The organism is Bacillus sp. 491mf, assembly GCF_900112415.1.
Lineage (GTDB): Bacteria > Bacillota > Bacilli > Bacillales > Bacillaceae_G > Bacillus_A.
On the sequence record NZ_FOLV01000041.1, the window covers coordinates 1 to 15,852 of the forward strand.

The window sequence follows — 15,852 nt, forward strand, 5'->3', positions numbered from 1 at the left end:
AGAAGCTATGAAAGGATATACTAGCATGCTCATTATCTTTACAGTGATATCTTGACCAAAATTTAGTATAGCTATAAGACCGATTACTAATACAAGCGATAAAATGGCCCTTGGAGGCTCGTCCATGTGCAATTGATTTACGATAAAACTACTTGCAGTATTTGTAAGTGCAACCGAATACATTAGCACGATTGTATAAATTGAAACGAAATATACTATATTAAAAATGATACTTGCCTTATTTCCGAAATACTCTCTTATTGTACCTGTAATTCCCTCATCAGCAGAATTGGAAGCGTATATCATTTTAGCAAGCGCCCTATGTGAGTAATACATAACTGGAAATGCAAGGATGGTAATTAACAGTAATGATAATAAACCACCTGAACCTGCATTAATAGGTAAAAAGAGTACCCCTGCTCCAATTGCTGTCCCAAAAAGACTCAATGCCCAGGTTGTATCCTGTTTATGCCACTTTTTAGGGTCTAGATATTTTTCATTTTTTACTGCAGTATTTTCAGCTTGAAGTTCTATTTTTTTTGCAGTATTCCCATTCATATAATAATTCCTCCTTGTATCCTATTCTTACGTCTCTTTTTAAGGCTTAGGAATATAGTCCATTCTTGAAAAATAAATTGCTTACAAGGTGCCGCGCATCGTATACCCTTCTTCTAAGTTGATCAAAATCGAAACATTCGCTAGTCATCAACTTGATGAATTTGTTAGCGTTTACAAAAAATTCTAATTGTATAGTAGTATATTTTAATGATAATGGCTCTAAATGTACAAACATCCTTAGAAGAACAATAGAGAATAGAAATGTTAACGATTTCATAATATTCCTAATAACTGTTTATTTCTTTAATTGTAATAAAAACTGTATTAGAATTATCACCAAATTTCATTTTCTTAAATGACATGAAGTTTAATATAGCGCTTCCATTTTCATGTCGAATAAATTTCCCTTCTAATCACACACCTTTCTTAGAGTAAACGTATCAGTATGTCCAATTTAAGAAGATTACTTGCAAGGTCTTTAGAATTTCCGCACCAGAACCAGGTTTGATATTTTCTCTAGAGGTAATAGATTATCTCTCGACGCCCTCATTATAGCTTGTATATTTATGAGTTATGATATTTTTTTATTTTTAGAAAGATTGAATATACAGAATCTTGAATAGATAATAAATTACACTTGGCATGTAGCAACTGTGTCTATTGTTTGAAGCTGTATTAGTTTAGTATAAAAATAAAATAATACAGCTTACCTTTGATTAATTCATTGATTATATTAGAATGTCATTATAAAGATATTTATACTTTCCCTTATTGTAATATCTTATTTTAGACGTGAAAGCTGTTATAATAAATAATTAATGTAGATGAAACAGGAATAAATTAAGGGAGTATAAAATTATTTTGTATATTTATTATTAATATTGAATTTATATACATTTTTCAGAAAAAAAGAACTTTTTCTTATATATCTTAGACATACTGATATTATTACTTTACAAAAGGTGTGTGATTAGTATGGAAAAAGAACAGTTATTTAGGCTCTGGTGCATATAGCCACCAAGTAAAATTTTTGCAGCACCCCCATAACGAAATTTTAAACCTTCTTGTAATAAGAAAGCTCATTTTATCCCGCTATTCGTGGGCAGTATTACTGCCCGTAAAAGCCCGATTGGTGAGGGATGATAATCAGTGGGGGATGAAGAAACCCCCCACTGATTAAAGTTTCACTTTATCGTTTTGGGGGTGACCTGCTTTCCTAGGTTGATGGGCATGGTCCTTCCCCCCTTATTTAAATATTTACCTAAAAACAACCGTACACAAACCTTACAGTTCAACTTGTTCCAAAATTTCTAGTTCTTTCTTCAGTTTCGCTTTATCTAAATTCTCTCCAATAATTACAAGGTTTGTTGGGAACCCAAAATCCTGCTCTAATAAAGATGGCACACCAAATGAGTATTGCAGTAAAGTTGGGTATTTATCACCATGAAACTTCACAAATCCTTTTACACGGTAAATTCCCTCTGGTAAATTAGAAAGCCATTCGTATAATTTGTCTTGATTAATTGATTTTGTAAATGGATAAGTCATCGTTTGAATATGTAAATGCTGTGTCACATGTAATTTCTCGTGATTTTGATTACTTGCGAGCTGTACCTTTTCTAAATCTTCTAAAGATATATTACAATATTGTGTTTCGTATAATTTTGCGTGTTTATTTATTAACGATACTTCCTTAACAATCCGTTCCTTCTCTTCATCTCTAAGCAAATCTGATTTATTGATAAGAATATGACTTCCATACTTCATTTGTTCATTTAAAAGTTGTTGTACACTTTTACTTAAAGTCTCACGATTTAACCACCTGATTGCATCTAATACAACAATAATCGATTTCACTTCAATATAAGGTGCTAAAATAGGTGAAAGACAAGCGTCCAATACTTCAATCGGATGCGCAACGCCTGTTGTTTCTATATAAACTACATCCGGTCTCTCCTCCTGATATAAGGAATGTAGCTGAATTTCTAATTCATCTTTCATCGTACAGCAAATACAGCCTTTTAAAAGTTCTCTTAAAATATTTTCTCGTCCTACAATATCTGTATCTACGGAGTATTCACCGATTTCATTCATTAGTACTGCAACTTTTCGATTTTTCTTCTTTTCCGCTAATAAAAGATTTTGAAGCAGCGTTGATTTCCCGCTCCCTAAAAAACCACCTAATATATGAATTTCTACTTTGTTCATATGAGTTACCATCCATTCCTTTATTTCTAACAATAATTGCAATTAATTTTACAACATTACCATAAAGCGTAATTATTATGATTTTTATATATTATTCTAGTAAATTCAATTTTATTTGTAAACAAAACGAGATCATGCCTATTCGAAGAAGCTGACCCAAAAGGCATATAAGTGCCTTTTGAAGTTAGTCCTTTTTCCGTTTCGACCATTCTTTGCAATATATCGTCGATTCGCTAAGCTGAATCATACTGAAAAATAAGAGGAGCTGACTAAAAATTGGACTTTTTAATCAGCTCCTTATATAAAACGGCCTCTATAGTAAAAATTTATTAAATTTTTACTATTTACTGCACGTCATATCCTTGATCTTCAATAGCTTCTTTCATTTTTTCTACATCTACTTTTGCTTCATCATATACTACATTTACAGTTCCCTCTTGCAACTGTACTTCTACATTTTGTACTCCTTCTAACTCTGTAAGTGCGTTTGTTACTGCCATTTTGCAATGATTACATGTCATTCCTTGTACGTTTAATGTGATAGTCATATTAAATTCCTCCATATTCATTTATATTTTAACGCGTTTTAAGCGAAGTGCGTTCGTCACAACAGATACAGAACTAAATGCCATCGCTGCTCCGGCCACCCAAGGCTCTAATAATCCAAAAGCCGCCACAGGAATACCGATTGCGTTATAGAATAAAGCCCAAAACAAGTTTTGACGAATATTTTTCATCGTCTTACGACTTAACTCAATCGCTTTTGGTATATGTGATAAGTCACCACCAACTAACGTAACATCTGCAGTTTCAATTGCTACATCTGCACCTGTTCCAATTGCCATACCAATATCAGATTTTGCAAGAGCTGGTGCATCATTAATACCATCACCTACCATTGCTACTCTCTTTCCTTGTTTTTGTAAATCCTCTACAATCTTAGCCTTTTCCTCTGGCAATACTTCCGCAAATACATGCTCAATATGAACTTGCTTTGCAATCGCCTCAGCGGTACGTTGATTATCCCCCGTTACCATGTATACTTCAATTCCCATGTGCTTCAGTGTTTCAATTGCAACCTTTGAACTTTCTTTTACTGTGTCGGCAACAGCGATTATTCCAGCCATTTCCCCATCAATTGCAACAAGCATTGCTGTTTTACCTTGATACTCTAATTCTTTCAAAATTTCTTCATGCTGTGAAATTTCTATAGATTGCTCATTCATTAATTTACGCGTTCCAACAAGAACTTTTTTACTTTCAATGCCCGCTTCAATACCATGACCTGGAATAGCTGAAAAGTGCTGTAACTCTTTTAATTCTATCTCATTTTGTTTTCCATGTTCAACTATCGCATGAGCTAATGGATGTTCAGAAGCACTTTCAGCTGAAATCGCATAATCCAGCATACCTTTTTGAAATTCTATTACATCAGTCACTTCTGGCTTTCCTTTTGTTACTGTTCCTGTTTTATCCAATAACACTGCATTGACTTTATGTGTCCCTTCTAGGTATTCACCTCCTTTAAAGAGAATACCCTTCTCTGCTCCTTTTCCTGTACCAACCATAATCGAAGTTGGTGTAGCCAAACCTAGAGCGCATGGACATGCAATGACAAGAATCGCAATTCCTACTTCCAATGCTTTTGGCAAATCTCCTGGTGTTATAAAGAAATACCATACTATAAAGGCAACTACAGCAATCGCTACAACAATAGGAACAAAAATGCCCGAAATGATATCTGCTAATCGTTGAATTGGTGCTTTAGAACCTTGTGCTTCTTCAACAATTTTAATAATGCCTGCTAATGCTGTGTCTTTTCCAACTTTTTCAGCTTGAATGGTTAGCATTCCATTTGCATTAATCGTCGCACCAATAACAGAATCTCCTTCTTTTTTATCCACTGGAATAGACTCTCCAGTAATCATAGATTCATCAACAGAGGATACCCCTGAAATCACAATACCATCTACCGGTATTTTTTCGCCGGGTTTTACAATCATGATATCTCCAATCACAACTTCTTCTAATGGCACTCGCACCTCTTGACCATTGCGAACGACAAGTGCATCTTTCGCCTGTAAACTTAGCAATTTAGAAATCGCTTCTGTTGTGCGGCCTTTTGCCAATGTTTCAAAGTACTTTCCAACTAATATTAATGTAATTAAAACGGCACTTGTTTCAAAATAGAGATCTGGATTGTAGTTTACCTTTCCTAATGTTTTCAATGCCTCATATAGACTGTAAAAGTAAGCTGCTGATGTTCCCAAGGCCACTAAAACATCCATATTCGCACTTTTATTTCGAAGAGCACGATAAGCCCCGACATAGAAGTGTCCTCCAATATAAAACTGAACGGGTGTTGCTAATAAAAGTTGAAACCATGGATTCATAAGAATATGCGGCATTGGTAACCCTGTATCAAACGGCATATGTCCAAACATTGTATAAAGTAATGGTAAGGACAAGAGAATCGAAATCAGCAATTGACGCCTTTTCTCCTTAATAACTCCTTCCTTTCTTTCTGAATGATCTACCTCTCCGTTACGGATTTGTCCCTTATATCCTAGTTTCTTTATCTTTTCAAGAATGTTTTCTGTAGAAACTAACCCTTCGTTATACTCTACAACAGCACTATTTGTAGCTAAATTAACTGTTGCACTCGAAATACCTTCCATTTTATTTAGTACTTTTTCAATTCGGTTTGCACAGGCTGCACATGTCATCCCTTCGATATCTAAAGTAACCTTTTCTTCCGCCACGCTATATCCTAGTTTTTCAATTTTGTTTTTTATATTGGAGATTTCCTGCTTTGACGGGTCATATTTAATACTTGCTTTTTCCATCGCTAAGTTTACATTAGCTTCTACCCCATCCATTTTATTTAGCACTTTTTCAATTCGGGTGGCACAAGCTGCACATGTCATTCCTGTTACGCCAAGCGTAACATGTTTTTGATTCCCCATTGTATACCCCTCCTATTTCGAAAACTGCTTAATGACATTCATTAATTCATGAATCGATTCGTCCCCATTCCCTTCATGAATTGCTTTTGCAACGCAATGCTTTGTATGACGCTCCAATAAAGAAAAACCGACCTTATTTAACGCTGCGTTAATCGCTGAAATTTGAATTAAAATATCAACACAGTAGCGATTATCTTCTACCATCTTTTGTACACCACGTACTTGACCTTCAATACGTTTTAAACGTTTCATCACACTTTGAATTTCCTCTTCTGTTCGAGGAACCATTTTTTGATCTATATGATTTCCTTCACAATGATCCATTACTATCACCTCATGAATTATTTTTGTCATTCTTTGTATACATTATACGGGTAGGGGGTATCTGAAGCAACTGTTAATATGCCTATTTTTTCAAGGACAATATATATCACGCCCATGAACATAGATGGGGTGTGATAAATCACCTGCATTGATTAAACGAAGCTGATTATGTAACGCAACTTGTTCAAGATTCATGAGAATTTTTTTAGATATTTCTCATATTTTCATCATTTCCCTTTCATGCCCTTCTCACATCTAAGTTTTACACTAATAATCATTAAAGATATAGCGAGGTGATAAATCCAGATACACACTTCAAATTTTGACTCTATTAACAGTAGTTCTGGATTCACTTTTTCTTGAAACAAAATGAATCATAGATAGGTGGTGAACAGATGAAAAAGAACAAACGTAAAAAATGGTATTGGCTAAAATGGATGTTGATCCTTCCACTGCTTCTTACTTTGCTGTTCTTTGGACTACATAGTATGAAGTCAGAAAGATGGGATCATGAAACGCACAAGAACGCTGAATATGGTATTTCTCACGATAAGGAGAGACAAGCTTTCCTTACAAAGAAAGAAGATTTTTCTAGCTTCGAAAGACATACTCATTATGAAAAGCATCATGAAAAGAGATTTGATGTTCTATTATTTTTACCATTTCTGCTAGAACTTGGCCTTGTTCTTTTCGGCTGGTTAATTCTTCGCAAATCTGAAGGAAATATGGCTAAAAAGTGGACAGGAATACTGATCCTAATTATTGGTTTATTACCACTCTTTCCAATACTTGCACTTGCTGCAATGATTGCCTGGGCGTATAAAAAGGTTAGACAAAAAAGAACGATAACAAGTGAGCATATAAATATTCCTATGTATAATGTTTCAACAATGCAAAAACAAATAGATATTTTAGATCAATGGGAACGGAATATTCGTAAGGAGGAGAAGTAAACAATGGGTATCTTTAAACGAATTAAAAATATTGTAATGGCAGATGTGCACCAAACATTAGATAAGCTAGAAATCCCTGTTAGTATGTTAAAGCAATACCTGAGAGAAACAGAAGAACAAATTTCAAAGGCGCAAAAGGCGCTATCTCACCAATTCTATTTAGAAAAGAAATATGAAGCGTTAATTGTAGAAACTGATGCTCTTGTCACAAAAAGAACTCGTCAAGCTGAGCTTGCGGTATCACGTGAAGAAGATCATATGGCACAGCTAGCTTTACAAGATAAAATCATAAATGAGAAGAAGGCTACACTATATCGTGAACAGTACGAAATAACAAAACAGCAAACAGCCACACTTTATGAACAAATTGACAAACTGCAAGAGAAATATCAAGAATTACAATATAAAGAACTCGTTCTTGTTTCTCGATTAAATGCGGCACAAGCGATAAAAGAAAGTAACGCAGCACTTGCTTCTTTCCATACGGAAAATGCAACGAAAGGTTTTGCTCGCGTCGAATCTTACGTGCAAAAACTAGAAGCGGAAGCTGCTGCTAGCAACTATTTTTATCAGTTAAAATCTCCTAATCAAACAGAGAGTTTAAACCAAGGTTTACAAGAAGAAATAAAACAAGAATTAGAGAAATTAAAAGAAAATAAGTAGTTTCTTTATCTACACTATTTTGTATACACAAGCCAATTATGTTCGAACTATACCCTATAAAATAGAAAAAGATGGTTTCGGTTTGACCCGAGCCATCTTTTTTTCCATTGCTAGCGATGAACATTGTAAACAGAAAGCATACTCCACAAAGCAATCACAGCTTCTTTGTAAAAACTTTATCCCACATTAACGGGCAGTAATACTCCCACCTCAAAATTCAGCAAAAGCATTGTCCAGCTCTAGCGGCTAGAATCTCCGGTCGTTTCGCCCCCCTCGGACGAGGCAAAAAGCGCCTCTCCGCCCTGTGCTCCAACGTCCTGCGATTCTGAGCGAGCCGCCTCCGCCTTTCTTAAGAAGTTAGGTGGGAGATAAGCTGCCCGTAAAAGCCCGATTGGTTCAACTAATAATCAGTGGGGAATGAAGAAAACCCCCACTGATTAAAGTTTCACTTTATTGCTCCTATTTTAAATGCATATAAGTATTCATAACCGAACACTCTATTTCTTCCATACTTACTAAATATTCGACTTATCATTGATATACATAAATAATCTAGCACTATTTTTCCTAATGTAATATAATTTGCACAAAGGCAAAATTTATGTTCAAATAAAAGAAATATAATTTACGACAAAAATAAATAAAACAAATTGCATCAAGTTAACAAGCAAAAGGGGAAACAAAACATGACAGAAAATACAAAAGAGCGCGAACATCTTCCGCCAAATAACAGGACGATGCAATCGGCACAGTTAGCTTTAAGCGGTCAGACAAAAGGACTGAAACGATTATTACCTTTTTTAGGCCCCGCTTTTATCGCATCTGTTGCTTATATTGATCCAGGGAATTTTGCCACGAATATTGCGGCAGGGTCCCAGTACGGTTATTTACTACTTTGGGTTATCCTTATTTCAAATTTAATGGCGGTTTTAATTCAATCCTTATCAGCTAAATTAGGAATTGCTACTGGGAAAAACCTTCCCGAAGTTGCTCGTGAGCATTTTCCAAAACCTGTTTCCATCGGTTTATGGATACAAGGTGAATTAGTAATTATGGCAACTGATCTTGCTGAGTTTATCGGCGCTGCTTTAGGATTAAATTTATTATTTAATATTCCACTGCTCCCCGCTGCATTCATTACAGCAGTAGGTTCATTCATTATTCTAGAGTTTCAACGCAGAGGATTTCGTCCACTAGAAGCAATCATTACTGGTATGGTCTTTATCGTTGTTATTGCTTTTGGCGTCCAAGTGTTTTACGCAAAACCAGAACTAAGTCCTCTTCTATCGGGACTATTCGTTCCTCAGTTTCAAGGTGTAAATAGCATTTTACTGGCAGCAGGAATTTTAGGTGCAACTGTTATGCCACATGCAATTTATTTACATTCCGCTTTAACACAAAGGCGTGTAGTAGGAACAACAGATGCAGAGCGAAAACAAATTTTCCGCTTTGAATTTATCGATATTGTAATTGCAATGGTCATTGCCGGAGCAATTAATGCAAGTATGCTAATTGTAGCAGCTTCCCTATTCTTCAAAAACGGACTACATGTCGAAGATTTAGATGTCGCTTTTCGCGAATTTGGCCATTTAGTCGGGCCTACATCAGCAGCTCTTTTTGGAATTGGTTTACTAGCTGCCGGTTTATCCAGTTCTTCCGTCGGTACAATGTCCGGTGATATTATTATGCAAGGATTCATCCGTATGCACATTCCTTTATATGTGCGACGATTTATAACAATGGTTCCACCGCTTGTTATTATTGCATTAGGTGTGAACCCAACTCATGCCCTCGTAATGAGTCAAGTCGTTTTATCATTTGGAATTGCATTTGCATTAATTCCACTTATCGTCTTTACAAGTAAAAAGAGCATTATGGGTGGTCTTGTCAACCATCGCATTACAACAGCACTTGCATGGATAATTGCCGTATTAATTATCGCTTTAAATATATTTTTGTTGTATCAAACATTTGTTGGTTAAAAAAGAGAATGCCTACAAACCTAAATTATTAGAGTTGTATGGCATTCTCTTTTTTATTTTAGTATGTATAAGGCAAATAATGATCTCAAATTGATGAAATAACATCCCCCGTCGGTACATCTCTTCCATCTTCTATACGAATTCCCCCTTTTGGCATAGATGGTCCGTCTATATCGCGAAAATATAAAGGTAATCCTTCAGAAAGAAACATACTCGTCTTAGATGGATCTTGCCGTTGATGATGAATGTGTAAATGTGGTTCACTAGAATTTCCAGAATTGCCAACACGAGCAATTACTGTTCCTTCCTGTATACGTTGCCCTGTTTTCACTTTGACAGATTCCTGTTTTAGATGAGCGAGGACAAGATATGTTCCGGTCTCATCTAACCGTATATAAATATGATTACCTGTCATGGACTTAAAATTTTCATTTCCTGGTGTTAAATCAGCTTCTGAATCTTTTACAGATATAACGGTTCCTGATGCAGGCGCTATTACCTCCACACCGTATATGCCATAATCCTCTAATTGAGAATTTTTCACTCCTTTTTGCGGAGCAATAAAATCATACGCCCATCGTTGATTTGGTTCGATAGCATGGTAATTTGTTTGAAGTCGCTCTCCTCCCCATCCTACTCGAACAGTTTCATTAAACGGAAGTCGAATCGTTACTTTCGGTGTAGCCGAATCAACATTTATTGGATAAGCGATTTGTCCAATTCCAACAAACCAACATACCGGCCAAGCAGCAGCTGTGGATAGAATAAAAATCGTTGCGGTTGTTTTATGTATTTTACTTCTAGAAAACACTTTACCCACTATTACACATATCGTAATAATTATACTAATGAAACCTACTATACTAAAAACTTGCATTGCCCACCAAGCTAAAACAGACACAATACCGGTTGCTAAATAAACAGAACCCCAACCTACTGCTAATATTACAATAAACATGATCATTATCCATTTCTTCCACATCGTATTCCCTCCATTTGTAATGTCTTATATTAAGATCGTACAAAATAATAATTACGACATTTGAAAGAAATACTTACAACTTCCTTACGATTTTGTTGAATATTGCGGCAAAATGAGTGTAAACACAGTTTCCTTGTCATCACTGCATACTGTAATATCACCTTTATGTATATTGGCGATGCTCTTAGCAATAGCAAGCCCCATCCCTTTTCCACCTGTATGAGCACTTCGTGACTTTTCCCCCCGATAAAATTTTTCAAATATATAAGGGACATCTTCTTGTGAAATTTTCTTCCCATAATTTTTAAAGTTTATCTTAATATCTCTATCTTCCTGAAAAATCCGCACATCAATTTCCCTTCCAGATTTCCCATAAAAGATGCTGTTGCTAATTATATTTTGCATTAATCTTACTAGTAAACTGATATCCGCTTCTATTTGTAAATCTTGATTACCTTCTATATGAAAGGTCATTCGTGCCGCTTCTAGTTGGGGAATAAAATCAATCATAACTTGTTCTACTAATTGCTTAACTCCTACAATTTCTTTATGCAACTGAATCTCTCTGTAATTAATATGACAATATTCAAGTAAGTCATCTACTTGATTTTTCAATTCATGACTTTTACGTTTTACAACCTTTACATATTGCTGACAATTCTCTTTGTTCATATCAAGATTACGTTCTATTAAATCCACATAGCCAATTAACGATGTTACTGGTGTCCGCAGATCATGAGAAATATTACTAATCATCTCATTTTTCAGCTTTTGTGCAAATTTTTCGTTTTCAATTGACTCTTTTAAACTGTTTGTCATTTTATTAATATTTGTTGCAAGTTGTCCTATTTCATCGTTTTTCATTGTTTGTATTTGTACATTTAAATTTCCCTTGCTAATTTCTTCTACATTTTGATTCATTTCTTCTAATCTCAATATCATATTCTTTGATAATAGAAGGTAAAAGAATGAAGTTAAGATCAAAAAAATAACAAAATATAGAAAAGAGTACTTCTCCTCTAATTCCACTGTATTTCCATATACATGACTAATAGCATTTTGAAAGAACACAATACATAAAGTTGCAAATACAATACTGCATATAAAAATGAAAAAAAACTTCATTCTTAATCCTTGAAATAATTTAGCTTTCAATTTTATATCCTACTCCCCATACATTTTGGATAAATTTTGACTCTTTCGGATTCGCTTCTATCTTCCCTCTTAATCTTGCTAGATGGACCATGACAGTATTATTACTTTCATAAGCTGCTTCTCGCCAAACACTTTCATATATCTCTTCTAGCGTAAATACGCGGTTTGGGTGTGTTGCCATCAGATGCAAAATCTCATATTCTGTCTTTGTAAGATTAATATGTTCTCCATATAACAGTACCTTTCTAGAGGCCTCATCTATTTCTAATTCTCTAATTTGAATCTTTTTTTCAATCATCTGTATCGGAGTTTGGTTTAAATATTTGTATCTTCTTAACTGCGCTTTTACTCGTGCTATCAGCTCAATTAGACTAAATGGCTTCCCAATATAATCGTCTGCCCCTGTGCTTAATCCGATAACTTTATCTACATCCGTTGATTTTGCACTTAAGAACATTACAGGTATATTATAATTTTCTCGTATTCTCCTGCACACTTCAATTCCATCCATAATCGGCATCATAATATCAAGGATCGCCAATTCAATATCATGTTCCAATAAGAGCTGTAATGCTTGTTCTCCATCATAAGCTTTTATAACTTTGTAGCCTTCTTGTTGTAAATACACTTCAATCATTTGAACGATATCCTTATCATCATCTACGACTAATATAGATTGTTGTTTCATACTTCATCCTCTTTTTATGTATATTTGAAATATTTCCCACGATTTTATAGTATCATGTTCATAACATAAAAACCTCTAAATATTATAAGCTCTAAACAATCTATATACATTTTGATCAACATATAATTTACTTCGATGCATGTCCAATTGCTCTTACCTATATAGAAAAGTTTATTTGCGTAAATACTATAAAAAAATAGCTAAGGCTTATTCAAAGCACTTAGCTACTTAATCTCTTATTTATTTCTCTTTTCCACTTATATAAGCATGTTTATACGTATAAACACCACCAAATTGATGCTTTTCAATCCCTTTTACATATTCCTTTTGAACGTAAGCTGAACCGATATAGTAAAGCGGTGCAATAGCAGCATCTTGTATTAAGATTCTTTCCGCTTCTTGCATAGATTCCCAGCGCTTTTTCTCTTCCAATAACAGATCATTTCTCGCACTATTTATACATTCATCATATCGCTTATTAGAAAAATTCATTTTATTATTTGGATTATCTGTCGTAAATAATTCTAAATAACTAATCGGATCTTTGTAATCCGGTCCCCATACAAACAGCGATATATCATACTGCCCTGTTTGTTCAAGTTGCAATTTTTGTTTAAACGGTTGCGGTTTTATTTTTATTGTTAATCCTTGTAAATTCTTTTCAAGTTCTCCTTTTATATATTCCGCTATCAGCTTCGCTTGGTCCTGTTCAAATGTTAAAAATTCAAGTGTTATCTGGTCTACACCAAGCTCTTTTTTCGCATCTCCCCAAAGAGTCTTTGCCTTTTCAACATTATATACGGAAAGGTCACCGTTTTCTTTTCTGAAATCTTTTCCATCTTTTTCATTCTTATATCCTTTTGGTATTAGTCCTTGAGCGGCTGTTGAACCATTGTTTAGAAAATGATTTACTATTGCTTCTTTATTTAAAGCCATAGAAATCGATTGTCGTAATTTTGTGTTTGCTAGTGCAGAATTTTTTTGATTAAATCGTAACATAGCTATAGCAGGGTCTTTTGTTGTATGAAAATCACTTTTTCCTTTATATTTGTCAACAAACGAAGAATTAATTGGCGTACGATCGATACTACCAGTTTCATACAAATTAACTGCTGTTGCTATCTCTTTTACAATATGAAAATTAATTTCTTCTAATTTCACGTTATTTTTATCCCAATATGTATCATTTCTCTTCAACTTAAATTCTTGCTCATGTTTCCATTCCGATAATACAAATGGACCGTTGTAAATCATATCGGCTGGTTCTAATCCATACTTACTTCCTTTTCCCTCAACAAACGATTTGTGCTGTGGTAAATAAACAGGAAGTGTTAACAAATTAAGAAAGTAAGGGATCGGTTTCTCTAACTGTACCTCTAATGTAACATCGTCAATCGCTTTTACACCTAATTGATCAACAGTTAAGTCTCCTTTATTTATTGCATCTGCATTTTTTATATAATATAACATGTTTGCATATTGCGATGCTGTTTGCGGGTTCAGTGTACGCTGCCATGAATAAACAAAATCATTTGCTGTTACAGCATCCCCGTTCGACCATTTTGCATCTTTGCGTAAATGAAAGATATATGTTTTCCCATCTGTACTTTTCTCAAAAGATTTTGCAACACCTGGTACTGGATTATCTCTCTCATCAAGTACATATAACCCTTCAAATATATTTTGCATGACATGCGATGATGTACCACTCATTGATTTTGCAGTATCTAAGGACGGAATTTCTTCTGATATCGTTACATTTAATACTTGTTTTTCACTTACTTCCTTCTGTTTACTCGAATTGTTACTACAAGCTGAAATCAATAAAGAGGTGGCAAGTATAATTCCTATCAGTAGTCGTTCAGGTTGTTTCATAAATCGGCTCCTTTAATAAAGTTATAAAGCGTTATATATTATAACAGAATAATTATCTCAAAAGTGTTACATTTCACCGAATTTTTATTCTTTCAAATATAAACAAGAAAGCTACCCTTTCATTTAATGAAAGGATAGCCTTCTCTTACTATTTACATGCTCAATCCTTGTTTATAACGGCTTGCTTCAAAAATTATACGCTCTTCATCTAACGTTTTACATTCACCGTTCCAAACAATGTGCTTTCCATTAATTACAACATCTGAAACGTCTTTTCCACTCGCTGCGTATACAAGATGTGACAATACTTCTTCTGCAGGTTGTAAATGTGGCTTTTTAGATGGATCAATTGTAATAAAGTCAGCACACTTGCCTACTTCTAATGAACCTGTTTGGTTCATCCCGATTACCTCTGCCCCTACTTTTGTCGCTAATGTGAGAAGTGTTTCAACAGGTAATGTTGTCGCGTCTTTATGAACACCTTTTTGCAATAAAGTGGCAATGCGCATTTCTTCAAACATATCTAAATTGTTATTAGAGGCCACACTATCTGTTGCAATTCCGACTTTTATGCCGCTCTCTAACATTGCACGAACGTTCGCGATACCCGATCCTAATTTTAAATTACTAATCGGATTATGAGCAACACGCACATCATGTTCTGCTAAGAAAGTGCGCTCATTATCATTTAGCACAACACCGTGAGCAATTACAGTCGGTCTTTTGAACAATCCACAATCTGCTACATACTTTACTGGCCGTTTTCCATATTGCGCTTCAATATCTTGAACTTCACGTTCTGTTTCAGAAAGATGAATATGGGCCATCGTCTTATTTTCCACTGCAATTCGTGCACACTCTTCTAACATTTCAGTTGAACATGCATATGGACTATGAGGAGCAACCATCGTTGTTAACATGCCATCTTTATTGGCATAACGTTTCACATACTTCTCCGCTTCTTGAATTGCCTTCTTTTCATCCTCTTTCGTTCCGAAGCTAAATAATGTTCGAGAAACAGCTGCTCGCATACCACTTTTACGAACAGCTTCCATAATAGAATCCTGATCTACTCCAATTGGATTAAACATATCAGAAAATGTTGTTGTCCCGCTTTTCACCATTTCTAATAAACCTAGCTCTGTGCTCGCAACAGCAAGCTCTGGTGTAAATTGACTTTCAAGCGGCCAAATTCTCGTTTCAAGCCATGGCTTTAAAAGCATGTCATCGCCTATTCCGCGTAAAATGCTCATCAAGACATGCGTATGTGTATTTACCAAACCTGGCAATACCCACTTTCCATGAAGATTAATGACTTGATCCACTTCTTTTCCGCTCGGTAATTCTCCTGATTGTATTTCTATAATTTGGTCATCTTCTACAATGATATATCCATTTTGCAACACTTCATTTTTTTCATTCAAAGTCACGATTGTAGCGCTTACATATGCTGTTTTCAAAAGAATTTCCCCTCTCGACTCTTTTAGAAATAAATATT

General features: G+C 34.8%; 13 protein-coding genes. 3 read left to right on the forward strand and 10 right to left on the reverse strand.

The genetic code is table 11. The annotated features are described in order from the left end of the window. From BM211_RS21970 to BM211_RS21990, 5 genes are all read right to left on the reverse strand, one after another. Positions 1-558 (reverse strand): aromatic amino acid transport family protein (locus BM211_RS21970; protein WP_305728502.1); only part of this gene is annotated, 558 nt, incomplete at its 3' end. Between the two features lie 1,284 nt (positions 559-1,842). Then, the gene (locus tag BM211_RS21975) at positions 1,843-2,766 is read right to left on the reverse strand and encodes a CobW family GTP-binding protein (RefSeq protein ID WP_090999586.1); all 924 of its coding nucleotides are present in this window, start codon (positions 2,764-2,766) and stop codon (positions 1,843-1,845) included. Positions 2,767-3,110: 344 nt separating this feature from the next. Next, positions 3,111-3,314 (reverse strand): copper chaperone CopZ, encoded by a 204-nt coding sequence (gene copZ, locus BM211_RS21980; protein WP_035434774.1) that lies wholly within the window; start codon positions 3,312-3,314, stop codon positions 3,111-3,113. A gap of 21 nt (positions 3,315-3,335) precedes the next feature. Continuing rightward, on the reverse strand, positions 3,336-5,732 hold the full coding sequence (locus BM211_RS21985) for a heavy metal translocating P-type ATPase (RefSeq protein WP_090999587.1): 2,397 nt from the start codon (positions 5,730-5,732) through the stop codon (positions 3,336-3,338). Positions 5,733-5,744: 12 nt separating this feature from the next. After that, a complete protein-coding gene (locus BM211_RS21990; RefSeq protein ID WP_035434778.1) occupies positions 5,745-6,056 on the reverse strand; it encodes a metal-sensing transcriptional repressor in 312 nt (103 codons plus the stop codon). Positions 6,057-6,451: 395 nt separating this feature from the next. On the opposite strand from BM211_RS21990, the gene BM211_RS21995 reads away from it, so the two are divergent. From BM211_RS21995 to BM211_RS22005, 3 genes are all read left to right on the forward strand, one after another. Continuing rightward, a complete protein-coding gene (locus tag BM211_RS21995; RefSeq protein ID WP_035434780.1) occupies positions 6,452-7,009 on the forward strand; it encodes a hypothetical protein in 558 nt (185 codons plus the stop codon). 3 nt (positions 7,010-7,012) lie between these two features. Next, positions 7,013-7,672 carry a PspA/IM30 family protein gene (locus BM211_RS22000; protein ID WP_035434782.1) on the forward strand — a complete coding sequence of 220 codons (660 nt, stop codon included), beginning with the start codon at positions 7,013-7,015 and terminating at the stop codon, positions 7,670-7,672. Positions 7,673-8,358: 686 nt separating this feature from the next. Next, positions 8,359-9,654 carry an Nramp family divalent metal transporter gene (locus BM211_RS22005; RefSeq protein WP_090999589.1) on the forward strand — a complete coding sequence of 432 codons (1,296 nt, stop codon included), beginning with the start codon at positions 8,359-8,361 and terminating at the stop codon, positions 9,652-9,654. A gap of 85 nt (positions 9,655-9,739) precedes the next feature. Here the strand turns inward: BM211_RS22005 and BM211_RS22010 are convergent, their stop codons facing one another. The 5 genes from BM211_RS22010 to BM211_RS22030 all read right to left on the reverse strand — a co-directional run bounded on the left by BM211_RS22010 (position 9,740) and on the right by BM211_RS22030 (position 15,814). Next, positions 9,740-10,636: a M23 family metallopeptidase gene (locus BM211_RS22010; RefSeq protein ID WP_090999590.1), complete on the reverse strand. Its 897-nt coding sequence runs from the start codon at positions 10,634-10,636 to the stop codon at positions 9,740-9,742. Between the two features lie 84 nt (positions 10,637-10,720). After that, on the reverse strand, positions 10,721-11,761 hold the full coding sequence (locus BM211_RS22015; protein WP_090999603.1) for a sensor histidine kinase: 1,041 nt from the start codon (positions 11,759-11,761) through the stop codon (positions 10,721-10,723). Between the two features lie 19 nt (positions 11,762-11,780). Beyond that, positions 11,781-12,479, reverse strand: a complete 699-nt coding sequence (locus BM211_RS22020) for a response regulator transcription factor (RefSeq protein ID WP_035434848.1) — start codon at positions 12,477-12,479, stop codon at positions 11,781-11,783. A 240-nt stretch (positions 12,480-12,719) separates the two neighbouring features. Then, positions 12,720-14,354 (reverse strand): peptide ABC transporter substrate-binding protein, encoded by a 1,635-nt coding sequence (locus BM211_RS22025; protein WP_090999592.1) that lies wholly within the window; start codon positions 14,352-14,354, stop codon positions 12,720-12,722. 152 nt (positions 14,355-14,506) lie between these two features. Further along, positions 14,507-15,814: a bifunctional S-methyl-5'-thioadenosine deaminase/S-adenosylhomocysteine deaminase gene (locus BM211_RS22030; protein WP_090999594.1), complete on the reverse strand. Its 1,308-nt coding sequence runs from the start codon at positions 15,812-15,814 to the stop codon at positions 14,507-14,509. Positions 15,815-15,852 lie beyond the last annotated feature (38 nt).

Coding starts and splice junctions, on each gene's coding strand:
- BM211_RS21975 (WP_090999586.1), bottom strand. CDS start 2,766: ATGAACAAAGTAGAAATTCATATATTAGGTGGTTTTTTAGGGAGCGGG.
- BM211_RS22010 (WP_090999590.1), bottom strand. CDS start 10,636: ATGTGGAAGAAATGGATAATGATCATGTTTATTGTAATATTAGCAGTA.
- BM211_RS22025 (WP_090999592.1), bottom strand. CDS start 14,354: ATGAAACAACCTGAACGACTACTGATAGGAATTATACTTGCCACCTCT.
- copZ (WP_035434774.1), bottom strand. CDS start 3,314: ATGACTATCACATTAAACGTACAAGGAATGACATGTAATCATTGCAAA.
- BM211_RS22015 (WP_090999603.1), bottom strand. CDS start 11,761: ATGAAGTTTTTTTTCATTTTTATATGCAGTATTGTATTTGCAACTTTA.
- BM211_RS21990 (WP_035434778.1), bottom strand. CDS start 6,056: ATGGATCATTGTGAAGGAAATCATATAGATCAAAAAATGGTTCCTCGA.
- BM211_RS22020 (WP_035434848.1), bottom strand. CDS start 12,479: ATGAAACAACAATCTATATTAGTCGTAGATGATGATAAGGATATCGTT.
- BM211_RS21985 (WP_090999587.1), bottom strand. CDS start 5,732: ATGGGGAATCAAAAACATGTTACGCTTGGCGTAACAGGAATGACATGT.
- BM211_RS22000 (WP_035434782.1), top strand. CDS start 7,013: ATGGGTATCTTTAAACGAATTAAAAATATTGTAATGGCAGATGTGCAC.
- BM211_RS22005 (WP_090999589.1), top strand. CDS start 8,359: ATGACAGAAAATACAAAAGAGCGCGAACATCTTCCGCCAAATAACAGG.
- BM211_RS21995 (WP_035434780.1), top strand. CDS start 6,452: ATGAAAAAGAACAAACGTAAAAAATGGTATTGGCTAAAATGGATGTTG.